The 15,391-nt window shown below is 45.8% G+C and carries 10 protein-coding genes; 3 read left to right on the top strand and 7 right to left on the bottom strand.

The features are described 5' to 3' along the window. Positions 1-15: 15 nt before the first annotated feature. The gene (gene uvrA, locus ACVBIL_RS11980) at positions 16-2,859 is read right to left on the bottom strand and encodes an excinuclease ABC subunit UvrA (RefSeq protein WP_447167202.1); all 2,844 of its coding nucleotides are present in this window, start codon (positions 2,857-2,859) and stop codon (positions 16-18) included. Between the two features lie 266 nt (positions 2,860-3,125). On the opposite strand from uvrA, the gene ACVBIL_RS11985 reads away from it, so the two are divergent. Together ACVBIL_RS11985 and ssb are read left to right on the top strand one after the other, a co-directional pair. Further along, positions 3,126-4,493 (top strand): MFS transporter, encoded by a 1,368-nt coding sequence (locus tag ACVBIL_RS11985; protein WP_447167203.1) that lies wholly within the window; start codon positions 3,126-3,128, stop codon positions 4,491-4,493. Between the two features lie 32 nt (positions 4,494-4,525). Continuing rightward, complete coding sequence (gene ssb / locus ACVBIL_RS11990; RefSeq protein ID WP_447167204.1) at positions 4,526-5,206, top strand: single-stranded DNA-binding protein; 681 nt, start codon at positions 4,526-4,528, stop codon at positions 5,204-5,206. Between the two features lie 128 nt (positions 5,207-5,334). On the opposite strand, the gene ACVBIL_RS11995 is transcribed toward ssb, so the two are convergent. After that, a complete protein-coding gene (locus tag ACVBIL_RS11995) occupies positions 5,335-6,066 on the bottom strand; it encodes a substrate-binding periplasmic protein (RefSeq protein ID WP_447167205.1) in 732 nt (243 codons plus the stop codon). A 550-nt stretch (positions 6,067-6,616) separates the two neighbouring features. Between ACVBIL_RS11995 and ACVBIL_RS12000 the strand changes: the two genes are divergently transcribed. Continuing rightward, complete coding sequence (locus ACVBIL_RS12000; RefSeq protein WP_447167206.1) at positions 6,617-7,045, top strand: hypothetical protein; 429 nt, start codon at positions 6,617-6,619, stop codon at positions 7,043-7,045. Positions 7,046-7,098: 53 nt separating this feature from the next. Here ACVBIL_RS12000 and ACVBIL_RS12005 read toward each other — a convergent pair whose 3' ends face one another. The 5 genes from ACVBIL_RS12005 to ACVBIL_RS12025 all read right to left on the bottom strand — a co-directional run bounded on the left by ACVBIL_RS12005 (position 7,099) and on the right by ACVBIL_RS12025 (position 15,382). Continuing rightward, on the bottom strand, positions 7,099-8,130 hold the full coding sequence (locus tag ACVBIL_RS12005; RefSeq protein WP_447167207.1) for an aldose epimerase family protein: 1,032 nt from the start codon (positions 8,128-8,130) through the stop codon (positions 7,099-7,101). A 35-nt stretch (positions 8,131-8,165) separates the two neighbouring features. Continuing rightward, positions 8,166-9,320 (bottom strand): galactokinase, encoded by a 1,155-nt coding sequence (galK, locus tag ACVBIL_RS12010; RefSeq protein WP_447167208.1) that lies wholly within the window; start codon positions 9,318-9,320, stop codon positions 8,166-8,168. A gap of 344 nt (positions 9,321-9,664) precedes the next feature. After that, complete coding sequence (locus ACVBIL_RS12015; RefSeq protein WP_447167209.1) at positions 9,665-11,086, bottom strand: solute:sodium symporter family transporter; 1,422 nt, start codon at positions 11,084-11,086, stop codon at positions 9,665-9,667. A 52-nt stretch (positions 11,087-11,138) separates the two neighbouring features. Further along, on the bottom strand, positions 11,139-14,354 hold the full coding sequence (locus ACVBIL_RS12020) for a glycoside hydrolase family 2 TIM barrel-domain containing protein (RefSeq protein WP_447167210.1): 3,216 nt from the start codon (positions 14,352-14,354) through the stop codon (positions 11,139-11,141). A 74-nt stretch (positions 14,355-14,428) separates the two neighbouring features. Next, positions 14,429-15,382, bottom strand: coding sequence for a TolB family protein (locus tag ACVBIL_RS12025; protein WP_447167211.1), 954 nt, complete (start codon positions 15,380-15,382; stop codon positions 14,429-14,431). Positions 15,383-15,391 lie beyond the last annotated feature (9 nt).

Genomic DNA, 15,391 nt, shown 5'->3' on the forward strand with positions numbered 1-15,391 from the left:
ACTAATCAATATACGTTAAGACTTGTTCAGCAACGGCTTTAAGAAGCGTGCGGTATGGGACTCTTTATGTTCAGCAACCTCTTCTGGAGTTCCTGTTACTAGAATCGTACCACCACCTGAACCGCCTTCAGGCCCGAGATCAATAATCCAATCGGCAGTTTTAATCACATCCAAGTTATGCTCAATGACGACTATGGTATTGCCGTGTGACTTGAGTCGGTGCAATACATCCAATAACAGTTGAATATCCGCAAAGTGAAGACCCGTTGTTGGTTCATCAAGGATATATAACGTTTTGCCGGTATCACGCTTAGATAACTCTTTGGCGAGCTTAACACGCTGAGCTTCACCACCAGACAAGGTCGTTGCACTTTGCCCAAGGCGAATATAAGACAAACCGACATCCATTAAGGTTTGCAGTTTACGCGCGACCGCAGGAATGGCATCGAAGAACGGACGTGCTTCTTCAACTGTCATCTGTAGCACTTCATGAATATTCTTACCCTTAAAGCGTACATCTAAGGTTTCGCGGTTATAGCGTTGACCTTTACAGTTATCACACGGCACATACACATCGGGTAAGAAATGCATCTCAACCTTGATTAAGCCATCACCTTGGCAAGCCTCACAGCGTCCACCTTTGACGTTAAACGAGAAACGTCCCGGTTGGTAACCACGAGTACGCGATTCTTGCGTAGCTGCAAACAGTTCACGAATAGGGGTAAAAATACCCGTGTAAGTGGCAGGATTTGAGCGCGGTGTGCGGCCGATAGGGCTCTGATCGATATCGACGACTTTATCGCAATGGTCCATGCCGACAATACTCTTATAGGGAGCCGGTTCATCAACCGTAGCGCCATTAAGTTGTATGTGCGCAATCTTATAGAAAGTGTCGTTGATCAATGTCGACTTACCTGAGCCAGACACGCCGGTAATGCAAGTAAATAAGCCGACAGGAATTTGCAGGTCGACATCTTTAAGGTTGTTACCCGATGCACCAAATAGCTCAATCAATTTGTTAGGATCGTATTGAGTGCGTTCAGTCTTAATATGAATTTGTTTCTCGCCAGAAAGGTACTGACCGGTAATCGACTCTTTGCAATTAAGTAGATCTTGCAGCGTACCTTCACCGATAACTTGGCCACCGTGAACACCAGCGCCAGGTCCTATATCGATAATATGGTCGGCCATTCGAATGGCATCTTCATCGTGCTCGACCACGATAACCGTATTGCCTAAGTCACGTAGGTGAATAAGCGTTTGTAATAAGCGTTCGTTATCACGCTGATGTAGACCAATCGATGGTTCATCGAGCACGTACATCACGCCAACAAGGCCAGCACCAATTTGGCTTGCAAGACGAATACGCTGCGCTTCACCACCTGAAAGGGTATCGGCAGAGCGTGAGATACTTAAGTAATTCAAACCAACATTGACTAAGAAACCTAAACGGTCGCGTACTTCTTTTAGAATTTTGTCTGCGATTTGTGCACGTTGACCCGTTAGCTCAAGCTGATCGAAGTATTCCATGGCTTCGCCGATTGACCATTGGGTCAATACGGGCAAGTTCATCTCTCCAATAAACACATTACGGGCTTCTTCACGTAGACGAGAGCCACCGCAGCTTTGACACGGCTGCGTGTTGATAAACTTAGTTAGCTCGTCACGTACCGCATTAGACTCTGTCTCACGGTAGCGTCTGTCCATGTTGTTTAAGATCCCTTCGAAGGGGTGATTCCTAACCACAACATCGCCGCGATCGTTAATGTACTTAAACGCGATACTCTGTTTACCAGAACCATAAAGTACGATCTTGCGTACATCATCGGTTAGCTGTTCAAACGGCTTTTCGATATCAAACTTATAATGCCCGGCTAATGATGTGAGCATTTGGAAGTAATAGAAGTTACGTCTATCCCAGCCGCGAATAGCGCCGCCAGCAAGTGATAACTCCGTGTTCGTGATCACTCTTTCGGGATCGAAGAACTGTTGTACGCCGAGACCATCACAAGTTTGGCATGCGCCAGCTGGATTATTAAACGAGAAAATTCTAGGCTCGAGTTCAGCCATTGAGTAACCACAAACAGGGCAAGCAAAGTTGGCCGAGAAAACATGTTCCTCTGCTTTGGCTTTGCCCTCGACGGGGTCCATGCAGGCAATTTTGGCTATACCGCCAGATAACTCCAGCGCAGTTTCAAATGACTCGGCTAAACGCTGTTTAATATCATCACGGACTTTAAAGCGGTCAACGACCACTTCGATAGTGTGCTTAACATGCAGGTCAAGCTCTGGAGGATCGCTTAAGTCACAGACTTCACCGTCGATTCGAGCGCGAATGTAGCCTTGTGCAGATAGGCTCTCTAGCAGTTTTACGTGTTCGCCTTTACGGTTATTAATGACCGGAGCCAGCAACATTTGACGACTGTCGGCAGGTAATTCAAGTACCTTATCGACCATCTGGCTAACCGTTTGTGCCGCTAACGGTTTGCCATGAGTTGGACAGCGTGGCTCGCCGACACGGGCAAACAGCAGTCTTAAATAATCGTAGATTTCGGTAATCGTACCCACGGTTGAGCGCGGGTTATGAGACGTTGATTTTTGCTCGATAGAAATAGCAGGGCTTAAGCCTTCAATATGGTCAACATCTGGCTTTTCCATCAAACTCAAAAATTGACGCGCATAAGCTGATAATGACTCGACATAACGTCGTTGCCCTTCAGCGTATAGCGTATCAAAAGCAAGAGAAGATTTGCCCGAACCTGACAACCCCGTGATGACAATTAGTTTGTTACGAGGAATAGTCAGGTTGATGTTTTTAAGATTGTGGGTACGAGCACCACGAACTTCAATATATTCCATCTAGCGTTCAGATCTCAAAGCCGAAAAAAGTGGTTAAGTATCTCACAAAATTGCCACAGGAAATAGACAGAACTGGCTATCAATTGTAGGAGTGGTCCAAGATTTATCGTAGTTATCTAGATTAACGGCTTTAATATCAAAGTGTTCAGAAGCTGGCGTCTAAAAGGTGGTTTGACTTTGCATCTTTGCTTTTTACTTTTGGGCTATTGAAAAACTTCGTGATAAACTGCGCGACCAATTTAAAGTTCACTGAACAGGGCGGGGGCATGGCCAATAACGGACTTTCCAAAACAGAAAAAAAAGTCGCGTTTTCTTTAGCCAGTGTGTTTGGATTGCGCATGATGGGCTTGTTTATGATCATGCCTGTGTTTGCACTTTATGGACAACACTTAGAAGGCTTTTCGCCTTTATGGGTGGGTATTGCCATTGGCGCATACGGCTTAACGCAAGCAATTCTTCAAATCCCGATGGGGATCTTATCTGATAAATTTGGTCGTAAACCGATTATTTTAATCGGACTACTGATCTTTGCTCTTGGTAGTCTAGTGGCAGCCAATGCCGACACTATCTATGGCGTGGTGGCCGGGCGAGCCTTGCAAGGCATGGGGGCGATTGCCGCCGCTGTTTTAGCCTTGGCCGCAGATTTAACCCGCGATGAGCAGCGCACTAAAGTAATGGCGATTATCGGTATGTGTATCGGTTTCTCGTTTGCCTTGTCATTGCTCGTTGGTCCGATTGTGGCGCAGCATTTAGGCTTGTCAGGCCTATTCTTTATGACCGCTGGGCTGGCGCTGTTAGGTATGCTTATCGTGCAACTTTTAGTGCCTAATCCGATTTCGCAGGCGCCTAAAGGTGACACCGTTGCCGCACCTGAAAAATTAAAGCGTATGTTGAAAGACCCGCAACTGTTTAGACTCGATGCCGGTATTTTTATTTTGCACCTGGTATTAACCGCGGTCTTCGTTGCGCTGCCGCTCGACTTGGTCGATGCCGGTCTTGCCAAAGAAGAGCATTGGATGTTGTACTTTCCGGCCTTTATGGGAGCATTCTTCTTGATGGTGCCGCTGATTATTATTGGGGTTAAACGCAATAATACTAAAGGTATGTTCCAAGTAGCGCTCATTATCATGATGATCGCGTTAGGTTCGATGGCACTGTTTGCCAACAATCTAGTGGTATTAAGCATTGCTGTGGTGTTGTTCTTTACTGGTTTTAATTACCTTGAGGCATCGCTACCTAGCTTGATTGCTAAATTTTGCCCTGTTGGCGACAAAGGCTCGGCAATGGGCGTCTATTCGACGAGTCAATTCTTAGGTGCATTTTGTGGTGGTTTATTAGGCGGTGGCGCCTATCAGCTGGTCGGTGCATCAGGGGTATTTGCGGTCGCATTAGGCTTAATGTGCCTGTGGTTTCTGTTGACCTTCGGCATGAAAAATCCAGTGCTACTCAAGAGTTACACATTAGAAGCCAATGTGAGCGATAAACAGAGCGCAGTCGTGATGGCTACTGAGCTGTCGGCATTGACCGGTGTGTCAGAAGCTATCGTTGTACTCGAAGAGAAAGTGGCTTATTTAAAAGTAGATGACCATTTCGATTTGAGAGAAGCCAGAGCTGTGTTAGGCTCTGTCAATTAGTAAAAATTTAATGAATGTCGCAGGAGATTTCAATGGCTAGTCGTGGTGTCAATAAAGTAATTTTGGTCGGTAATTTAGGACAAGATCCTGAAGTACGTTACATGCCGAATGGCAATGCCGTAGCCAACATTACCGTGGCGACAAGTGAGTCTTGGAAAGACCAACAAGGTCAACAGCAAGAGCGTACTGAATGGCACCGTGTTGTGATGTTCGGCAAACTAGCTGAAATCACCGGTGAATATTTACGTAAAGGCTCTCAAGTTTATCTTGAAGGCAAGCTACAAACACGTAAGTGGAAAGACCAAAGTGGGCAAGATCGTTACAGCACTGAAGTGGTTGTCGATCAAAGTGGTAGCATGCAGATGCTAGGTAGTCGCAACCAAAGCGGTGGCGCTCCGGCTCAAGGCGGTAATTCAGGTTATGGTCAGCAGCAATCACAGCAGCAAAGTGGTGGCTATGCACCTGCAGCGCAACAAGCGCCGCAGCAAAGCGGTTATGCACCTAAGCCACAGCAAGCTCCTGCTCAGCAGAGTGGTTATGGTCAGCAACAGCAAGCGCCGCAGCAACAAGCCCCGCAGCAAGGTGGTTATGCTCCTAAGCCGCAATCTGCACCTGCGCCACAGCAAGCGCCACAGCAGCGCCCTGCACCGCAGCCACAGCAGAACTTCACTCCAGATTTGGATGATGGTTGGGACGACGATATCCCGTTCTAGCTCCTGTCTTTTATAAAAGTGTAAAAATAGACGCTTTTATATAGAGAAATCGCCCTAAACCCAGCAGAAATGCTGGGTTTTTTTTATTCTGTCATTTAGACGCTTGTATTTATAAGCGACTACTCTCGTCAAAAGTTAACCTGATATTTATCGAGAATAGCTTGATAGGCACCTGAGCGTTTTATGTTTTCAACGCCTTCTGCAAATTTTGCTGCGTATTCGCGGCCTTTATCACTGCGACTAAATCCAACATAGAGTGGCGTCGGCTCTCCTTCACTTCCTGCATAGCGAATGCGCTTGCTATAACCGTTTTGTTTGGCGGTGTAATCGATAACATAGCGGTTGCCTAATATGGCATCAACACGGCTTTTGCCTAGCAAGTGAAGGTGTGTTGTGAGCGGCGTTTCACCGGACGTTTGAAAGTGAGTATGGTGCTGTTTAAGGTATTTGTTCAATACGCTGCCATAGTCATAACCAAGCGTTGAGGCGATATGTTTGTTATCTAGGCTAGAGAGATCAGTAAATTGCCAGTCTGTATGGTTATTGGTAAAGAAGTCATTAGTGTATTGACCAATAACAAGCTGATTATTGTAAAGCTCAAAAGTTCGAATGTGCTCGGCGGTAACCGCCAATACCGCATCAATCTTATTATTACTGGCGAGCTTCAATGAGCGTTGAAACGGAATGGTTTCAAATTTGACGTTAATATCTACCGATGCAAAAGCTTGCTGGGTTAGTTCGATCACATAACCAGAGTTATCGGTACAGACGTAGGGACACCATATATCTGATGCAACTAACAGCTCTTGGGCATTCGATGAGAAGCTTACGGTTAATACGATTAGTAATCTAGACTTCAAAACAGTCCTATTATTGCTCACTTTATAAGGTGGAAACCTAGTCTATCAAAAGTGGTTCAAAATTGGGGGATAAATAAGCTCGTCTCCTAGCTGACCCTACCTGTTTAAGCTTCATTAAGGTGGCTACTCTCAGGGGAAAAAGTTTCTGCATAAGCAGTTTGCAATGCTCTTGTCATATTGTACTTACACTATAGTAGTAGGTGTTTTCTGGCATTAAAGTCGCTTGTTGTCTTTTGTCGATAATTGTTGTGTAAACGCTTGATGTTGTGAGGGTTATTAACCTGATGCATAAAATTTTGAATTTTTTGATAACGAAAAACTTGAATAACGGCTGCTTTGAACTAAATTCGATAAGGGTTGAATAATTTATGTGATTTATTTTATCTTTGAGAGTGATATTTCGTATTTACAACTATTGATATTCGGCAAAAATCTGTAAAAATACCGCTTCTGTCCCTGCGGGGGAAATACAGGGGAAACGGAGGTAAATGCTAGCGTAATTTACCTCTTATTGATTGTTGTATGTGTTGATTTAAGGGCATTAGCATATATGTATAAGATGACAAAAAAAACAGTATGGTACGGCGAGCTAAGAACGGCTCGTGGCAATACCATTCTAATTCATGATAAACAGTTTCCTGATGCTTCTGCTGGACGTGTTTACTTTTATAACGCGACTCGTGAATCCATTATTGAGTATGCAGAAGATATCGTTAAGCCTAACTTGCATGAACTTGATGATCAGGCGATAGCCGAAGTTGAAAAAACTTGTGGCGCAGCTTGGTTTGCAGCAAGAGAAGAGTTTATGGCTAAACATCAAGGCTGGGTTGAGGCTAATAATCCTAAGAGTGCACCGGCACCTAAGAAGCCTAAAGCCGCAGTGGTTACTGAAGACGATGAGCCAGAGTTAGAGTTAGAGTCCGCCGGTGACGGTGACGATGATTACGATGATGATTGGTCAGACGATTACGACGATTAAGCAATAAAAAAATAACAGCGCCTAGGCGCTGTTATTTTTTGTGCTTTATTAAGCTAACTGCCCGCTTCAAATTGATAGCGGCTAATATGATGATAGATTTCTCCTGCAGCAATTAATGCATTTCCAGCGATTTCAGGCTGATTAGGGGCATCCGGTATTTGCTGAGGTTCCAAACATACACCTTGGTACTGCTTCAAAACCTGCTGGTTTTTGCCTACCGTACCCTGCAAGTGATTAGCGCCATAGACCTGCACGCCGGGCTGATTGGTATAAAGTGTCAAGCTGCGGCCACTAAGCGACGAACTTAATTTTCCAAATCTTTGCAATGTCGATTCACTTTTCGGCAATACATAGCAATGATCTAAACCTGACGTTGTGGTTAACTCTTCTTGGCCAATTAAAGACTGTAATTGAGTCGGCGAAGACAAGTCTAAGCTACTGCCCTGAGTTAGATGCAGCGCACTGGGGACTCCCCCATTATCCATTTTGAGATATTGCTGCGCATCTATTTGCAGCTGATGAGTCAGTGTCGACTCACTGCCATCTAAATTAAAATAGCTATGTTGAGTTAAGCTGATGGGGCAGGTTTTATCTGAACTGGCCAAGATCTCGACGTAGAGGTTAGCCCCAACTAGGCGATAATCTAACTGTACATTACAGTTACCAGGAAAGCCCATATCGCCATCAGGGCTTTTAAGGCTGAGACGCACACCATCTGGTAGGGTGCCTAACTGCCAGTGTTTTTTATGAAATCCTTCTTTACCACCATGTAGGCAGTTGCCATCTTGATTAACATCGAGTTGATATGAAGTGTGCTCTACACTAAATTGACCTTTGGCTATACGGTTGGCGTATCGCCCGGCAATCGCACCTAAATAGGCGTCTTGCGCTAGATAATCAGCAGCATTATCGCAACCTAGGACTAAGTTAGCCCTCTCTCCGTCTCGATCGGGGGCCCATAAAGAACGGATAATTCCGCCAAGGCTTAATACCTCAATCGCAATAGTGCCATTATCAATGATCACTCGCTCAATTTGTCCACCACGTGGATCATTCCAAGGCTCGAGAGCGCGGATGCGTACCATGTTTAGTCCTGTTAATAGTAAAACTAATCGTTAAGCTAATCGTCGATACGCTTGGCGCCATCGCTAGCGGAACACAAATAAATGGTGGCTTCTAAGCCCGTTTTATCTGCATATTTTTGTTCAATTATCTCTACAACGGTATCGGTTAACTCGTGATCGACAAGCGCGACAACACAGCCGCCAAAGCCGCCTCCTGTCATACGTACACCACCACGTTCGCCAACGACAGTCGATATTATCTCGACAAGGAAATCGATTTCCGTGGTGGTTACCTCAAAATCATCACGCATCGAAATATGAGATTCAGCCATCAAGCGGCTGAGTTTGGCGATATCGCCAGACTCTAATGCCCAGGCTGCATTTTGAGTGCGTCTATTTTCTGTGATGACGTGTTTGGCTCGCTTATAACAAGCATCACTCAAATCCGATTTCCCCGCCTCAAGAGTGACTAAATCAAGATCGCGTAATGACTCAAGATCAAAGTGGCGAGCAGCTTGCTCACACTGTTCACGGCGCAAGTTATACTCAGAATCAACTAGGCCACGCTGCACATTTGAGTTAACAATAATTAGGCTTAAGCTGTCGGGAATACTGACCGCTTCGCTGTCAAGATCGAGGCAATCGATAAGCAGTGCATGGTCTTGCTCACCTAGGGCGCTGATCATCTGATCCATGATGCCGCAGGCGCAGCCTACAAATTGGTTTTCGCCGCGCTGTGCTAATTGAGCGATAGCAAGCGGAGACAGTTTGATTTGACTGCAGTCATTAACCGCGGTGCCAAAGGCAACTTCTAAGGCCGCGGACGAGGAGAGTCCAGCCCCCATAGGTACATTGCTTACAACGGCTAAATCAAGGCCTTTTGGTGCTAAGCCTGAAGTGGCCATAGCTGCTGTGAAACCTTTAAGGTAGTTTGACCAATGATTTCCAACTGGCATACCTTCTTCACCAAATATCCACTCTTCAATTTCACCGGGAAAGGCATCGGATACAGCGCGAAAGCGTAAATCATCGCGACGTTTGACTGCAATGGCGGTATGAAAGTTGATAGCGGCTGGTAATACAAAACCATCATTATAATCTGTATGTTCACCAATTAGGTTAACGCGTCCAGGGGCACAATAAAGCTTATCAGCTTGGGTGCCAAAAGTTTGCACAAACAGTTTGTTTGCTTGCTGAGCGGGATTGGACATAATTTTAAATTTCCGAATGTTAATATTTGCGTTCAGTACAAAACATTGCTTTAAACTTATTGGTTTAGCTGAAGTTTGATTCTAACGACCAAATTTATAACAGCGGTTTACCTTTAAAAATCAGCCTGTATGTATTACAAGTTGAGCGACAGCGAGGTCTTAGTTAGTACTAATACTGCGTTGCTGCCATATTGTTCAATATCCATCTATTGTTTTATATCATGACTTTGTAATATGTGTAACTGAGTTTTTTTATTGTCGCTTAATCTGCTTTGCCATCACACACTTAACCCCTAAGTTATTGCTGGGGTTAAGTGCTATACAAGCTAAGGTGTCAGTAAAAATTAGTCAGTAACCAGCTGAGTACCCACAGTTTGCGGCCCAAAAACAAACTTGCTCAGTGCTAGGGTGACCAATATGGTGGCGGCAAGGGTGATTGCCATCATGTGGATAAAGTGCAGTGGGCTCCATACAAAGGTAAACACCGCATACACCAGCACACCAAATACCAGACCTATCTTAATCGCTTTTGCATTAACGTCTTTAAAGGCAAGCGCGCAAATAAAGGCCGCCAATACCGGCATAGAATAGAGGCCGTTTAATTGCTGTAGTAGTGAGATAATGCTGGCTGATTGGGCAAATACTGGCACTAAACATAGCGATATAAGCGTGAATACTAACGCCACTCGGGTACCTATCTTGCGCACATCTGCATTCGGGTTGACGTAGTTTTGGTGAATGTCACAGGTATAAAGTGCCGCTGCTGAGTTTAAGCATGAATTAAATGAACTTAATACCGCCCCAGCCATTACCGCTGCGAACGCGCCAGACATCCAACTTGGTAAGATATCGCCGACTAATTTTCCGTAGGCAACATCTCCCACATCCCCATAAAGCTTATAGGCAACAAGCCCTGGTAATACAACGATAATAGGGATGATAAGCTTCATGACGACAGCGGCATAAAGGCCTTTCTGGGCTTCTTCAACAGACTTGGCAGCCAAGGCTCTTTGGGTGATCACCATGTTGGTGCCCCAGTAGAAGATCTGAATAAAGATCATACCTGTTAGTAGAGTGGTCCAAGGAATATCTGATTGGGCGTCACCAATCAAGGTAAGGCGCTCAATCGGGATGCCTGAGAGATCCCAGTTGACGGCATTTAGCGCTAGATAAGAGACCACGACCCCCATGAATAATAAGCCCACACCATTGAGGCTATCTGAAATCGCGATGGCTCTAAGACCGCCAAAAATCGCATAGATAGCGCCGACAACGGCAAAGATCACAGCCAGTACTGTTACTGAAATCGATAAGCCAAACATCGACTTCATAAATAGTGAGCCGGTATATAGTACAACAGGGAGTAAGATGAAGGCATAACCAAGCATAAACAGCACCGACACCATGGCACGGATCCCTTTGTCTTGATATTTGCGCTCAAGCAGCTCAGTGGTTGTGGTGCAGTTATATTTGTAATAGATAGGAATGAGCCACTTAGCTAAGATGATCAGTCCCACTGCAGCGGCAATCTCCCACCATGCAACAAGCAAGGTTTGCGCACCATTCATTCCTACAATCTGCTCGGCGCTGATGTTGGTCATCATTAATGAGCCTGCTACGACTACCCAACTTAAGCCGCCGCCAGCAAGAAAGTAGTCTTTGCTATCACTGGTGTCGCGAGTGATGTTTCGGCACTTTAGGTAGGTTATTAAGCCTACTAAGGCGGTTAAGCCAAAAAATATGACGAGTTGAATAGTCTGTTCCATGTTAATCCTTCACTGCTATTTTAGTTTTAATATCCGTGTGTAACTCATTGCTTTAGGGTTGAGCTCTGGCTTGTTTGGTTATAGTGCTTTGAGCGTGAGTCGGCGCGAGGCTAAAGCCAAAAGACATAGCCTCTGGCGCGATACGATAGGGCGTATGCACAGGGCGTCCCCATGAAGTATCGCCACCCACGCCCATCTGCTTGTAATCGATATTCCAAGTGACAAAATTACGTGTTGGGATCTCAGCACCATGGTTGGCCGTTACTGGCACTAGCCCTGAGGCAGAGCCCTGTGCATCGCCATCTCTAAAGTCGATATCGGCTTGAGAAAATGGCCATAGGCTGGTTTGCAGTAACTCATTTTCCATGGTGGTTTGGGCAAGTAAGCCTGCACCATTACTGTTTGTCACTGCCACATAACGCACATCGGTGCGTTGTCCAGTTTCTTGTGGTCTCGAGTAGCGATGGAAGGTTTTATCGATAGGGAGGCTATACCAAGCAACAGGGTTCCCCGTTTTTCTATCGGCGTAAGTCTCTTCAGGGCCGCGGCCAAAGTAGTGCATAAAGCGCATCTCAAATGGCAGCTTAGCTGAGAAGCCAAATCGAGGCAGGTCGGCAAGCTCGATATCACCAGGGGTAAACTGACTATTGACTAACAGTTTACCTTGCTGGCTCACGCGATAACGGGTTTTTAAAGTAAAACCCAGTGTAGGGTGCTGGTGGCTAACATCCAAAGCCGGTGCGTTGCCACTGATATAGTTGATAGAGGCTAGAGTTAACTCTGCAGCAGCGTCTTGCCACATATCGGCCCATTCAGGCATCTGGTTACCCAAGTCGTTATCGGTTGGGGCGCGCCAGAAGTTAGGCATCAGAGGGCTATCGAGTAGCACGGTATCATTGGCTTTAACCTTGTCCAGCCAGCCACTGCTTTTAGCGATGAAATACTGGCTGTCACCGTTTCCTAATACCCAGCTGTCGCCCGATTCTTCAATAGCATCAATCGTTTTTACGCTCACAGCTTTAGGCGTATACAACTTAAACTGCTCAAAGGCTATAAGGTGATCGGTGGGCAACATAGGTTGCGGTGTATCGACTTTTACCTCTAGTAAAAGCTGATACTCGAACTCCGGTTTTTGCTGCATGAGCTCAATCGCGGTCTTAGATAAGCTAAAACGAATCGCTTTACTGGTGTCGGCTTTGATGTGTGGAAGTGCTAATACGCCGTTAGCCACAGGCTGGCCATCTTGCTGTACTGTCCAGACTAAGTTTAAGCCTTGGGTATCGATAAAGTCATAGCGATTGCTCAGGGTGAATTCGACGTTTTGCTGCTTAACACTCAATCCTGTCAGCTTAAAAGGTTGGTAGACTTTTTTCACTTCAGATAGATGAGGGTGTGGATTTCTGTCTGGGTCCACTAAGCCATTATTAAGAAAATTACCATCGGTAGGCATGTCGGGGTGGTAGTCTTTGCCGTAAGCCCAATAGCGCTGGCCATTGTCATTGGTAAAGGCCAGAGACTGGTCGACCCAATCCCAAATAAAGCCACCTTGCAGCTGAGGATATTGGTCTATCACGTCCCAGTAGTCTTGTAGGTTACCGACAGAGTTGCCCATCGCGTGAGCATATTCAATCATGATAAGTGGTCTATCCGTATGCGCCTTCGCATACTTTTCAATGCGCTCAATCGATGGGTACATCGGGGCAACGATATCGGTATAAGCATGTTGCCCTGCGGGTTCATATTGCACTGGGCGGCTCGGATCGCGCTGTTTTATCCAGTCATAGAGGGCGGCAAAAAGTTTGCCTTCTCCGGCTTCATTACCGAGTGACCAGATGATGATAGAAGGATGGTTTTTATCACGCTCAACCATGCGTTCGACGCGAGCCTTGTGGGCGGGTAGCCAGCTCATCTCGTTACCCAGCTGAGTCTTGTCATCAATCGCTAATGGATGGGACTCGATGTTGGCCTCATCTATCACATATAGACCATATTTATCGGTGAGACTTAACCAGTAGGGATCGTTTGGATAGTGGCTTGAGCGAACCGCATTGATGTTGTTTTGCTTCATCAAGCGGATATCGGTTTCCATGCTTGCTCGGCTCACTACATGGCCGGTATCGGGGTCGGTTTCGTGCCTATCGACGCCGCGAATAGTAATGGCCTTGTTGTTGACTAATAGCTGACCCGCTTTTATCTCGACACGGCGAAAGCCTATCTGTTGACTGCTAGCTTGCAGCAGTTTTCCTTGGCTGTCGTTAAGGCTAACAATCAGCTGATACAGGTTTGGGGTTTCTGCGCTCCAAAGTTTGGGAGACTTGAGGGAGAAGTCGAACTGTTGGCGCTGCTGTTTATTAAGTTTAGTGATATCTTGTTCACCGCTGCTGACTTCAACGCCTTGAGGGGAAAGTAGTCGATAGCTGAGGCTGACATCTTTGGCTTTAGCATGGTTTTCTAGTTTTAGCTTAAGTACTATTTCAGCTTTATCTAGCTTGGCTGACATCTTGTAGCTGGCATCAATATCACTTATACGCTGTTTTTCGGTGGCATAAAGATACACATCGCGCTCAATGCCGCTGACTCTAAGCATATCTTGGCTTTCTAAGTAGCTAGCATCGCTCCAGCGGATAATTTGCAAGGCCAGTAGGTTTTTGCCCTGAGTTAGATATGGCGTGATATCAAATTCGGCGGGGGTTTTAGCGCCTTGGCTATAACCCACCTCTGTGCCATTAACAAAAGCCGTTAGTGCCGAGCGTGCGGCGCCAATGTGTAAGAAAACCTGTTTATCTTGCCAGTCGTTAGGCAGGCTTATTTCACGACGATAGCTTCCCGTCGGGTTATGGTCTTCCGGCGCATCGGGCCAAGTCGTGGTAAATGGATAGCGCTCATCTAAATAGATGGCATGGCCGAAGCCTTGAGTCTCCCAGTTGCCGGGAACTTGAATACTCTGCCAGCTCTCAAGATTAGCATCTTCTTGCGCAAAATCCTTTGGCGCACTAAAAGGGTTTTTAGCGTAATGAAACTGCCAGCGGCCGTTAAGATCGACAAAATTGCTGCTGTCTTTTGGTTGATCTTTTAGCGCTTTGGCTAAGCTCGAATAACCAAAGAAACTAGCGTGGGCTGCTTGTTTGTTCTGCTCAAAAATTTGATGGTTTTGCCAGCGCTCTGGCGTATCACTGGCGTAGCTAACAGGGCAAACTAAAAGCGCAAGCAGGGCGGTAACTATCTGGCTTGGCTTAGCTTTCTTCATAGTCGATTGTAGGGTGTTCATAAAAGTGCGACTCTTCATTATTGTTTTTATTTAGTTTTTATATTGTTTTTATTCAGTTTTTTATAATGTTCTGGCTATTTTCGCAGCCAAACGATTGCTAGGTGCTGGTTATCAGGGCTAATGACTAATCTTGATGCGCTAAGATAATCCGCATTAGGCACCGGGATTGGGCTAATCAATTGCCAGCTTTCTTGGCTCGTTTGGTTCCAACCAAGTAGCTGACCATTATTGATATTAAATAACCAGTTATTCTGGCTCCAGGCATAGTCTTCACTGGCACCACTCGCAAGGGCTATTAATGCTGTGTGGCTGTTATCTATTGGCGAGTAGCGCTTAATGACTCGGTCACCATCTAGCTGCTTATGTAGATAGCTAAAGGCTTCATCATTAGGAATGCTATGAATACTCCTGCCGACATTTGCTGCCACAAAGTGACGTTCATCGGCGGTTTTGCCATTGGGCTCAAAGTAGAGACTATAGGCGTATCGAGCCCAAATTAGCGTGCCAAGATCTTGGTTAATAGCGTAGTAACCAGCTGGAATTAAGCTATTAATAGCGCGTTGGCGTGGAGTACTGCCTGTTTGTTGCCACACACTTTGGTGGGGCACCCCCTGCTCGACTACATAAGTAATTTGTTTGTTTGGCGTATGGGTTTTAAAGGCCTGTGGAGAGTACTCGCTTTGCTTTGGGGTGAACGTTATTTGTTCTATGTGATTGTCGGCTATATGGAACTGATAAATATCATTGTGGGCAGCTGAAGTGTGCGAGCTTGAGCTTGGCGAAGTTTGCCTGTCAGAGGTAAATAATAGTTGTGAGCTGTCAGGTGTAAAGCTGGGCTGATTATCGTAACCGTCTCGCTCTGTGACTGGGCGACCCTCTGTGACAGTCCATTGCTGTTGATTATCATGATAGTTAAGCTTGTAAATCCAGATGTCAAACCCAGCAGCCAAGGCGCTGCTGGGGACAAGAAGTAGGGCTGTTAAAAACCCATAACCCGCCAGAGTAGTGTTGTTATTATTGTTTGGCATTGTATGTTA

It is taken from the genome of Shewanella sp. 125m-7 (genome assembly GCF_052977045.1).

Excerpts from the sequence above, each read along its gene's own strand:
- uvrA (WP_447167202.1), bottom strand. The coding sequence starts at position 2,859 with ATGGAATATATTGAAGTTCGTGGTGCTCGTACCCACAATCTTAAAAAC.
- ACVBIL_RS11985 (WP_447167203.1), top strand. The coding sequence starts at position 3,126 with ATGGCCAATAACGGACTTTCCAAAACAGAAAAAAAAGTCGCGTTTTCT.
- ssb (WP_447167204.1), top strand. The coding sequence starts at position 4,526 with ATGGCTAGTCGTGGTGTCAATAAAGTAATTTTGGTCGGTAATTTAGGA.
- ACVBIL_RS12000 (WP_447167206.1), top strand. The coding sequence starts at position 6,617 with ATGTATAAGATGACAAAAAAAACAGTATGGTACGGCGAGCTAAGAACG.
- ACVBIL_RS12005 (WP_447167207.1), bottom strand. The coding sequence starts at position 8,130 with ATGGTACGCATCCGCGCTCTCGAGCCTTGGAATGATCCACGTGGTGGA.
- galK (WP_447167208.1), bottom strand. The coding sequence starts at position 9,320 with ATGTCCAATCCCGCTCAGCAAGCAAACAAACTGTTTGTGCAAACTTTT.
- ACVBIL_RS12015 (WP_447167209.1), bottom strand. The coding sequence starts at position 11,086 with ATGGAACAGACTATTCAACTCGTCATATTTTTTGGCTTAACCGCCTTA.
- ACVBIL_RS12020 (WP_447167210.1), bottom strand. The coding sequence starts at position 14,354 with ATGAACACCCTACAATCGACTATGAAGAAAGCTAAGCCAAGCCAGATA.
- ACVBIL_RS12025 (WP_447167211.1), bottom strand. The coding sequence starts at position 15,382 with ATGCCAAACAATAATAACAACACTACTCTGGCGGGTTATGGGTTTTTA.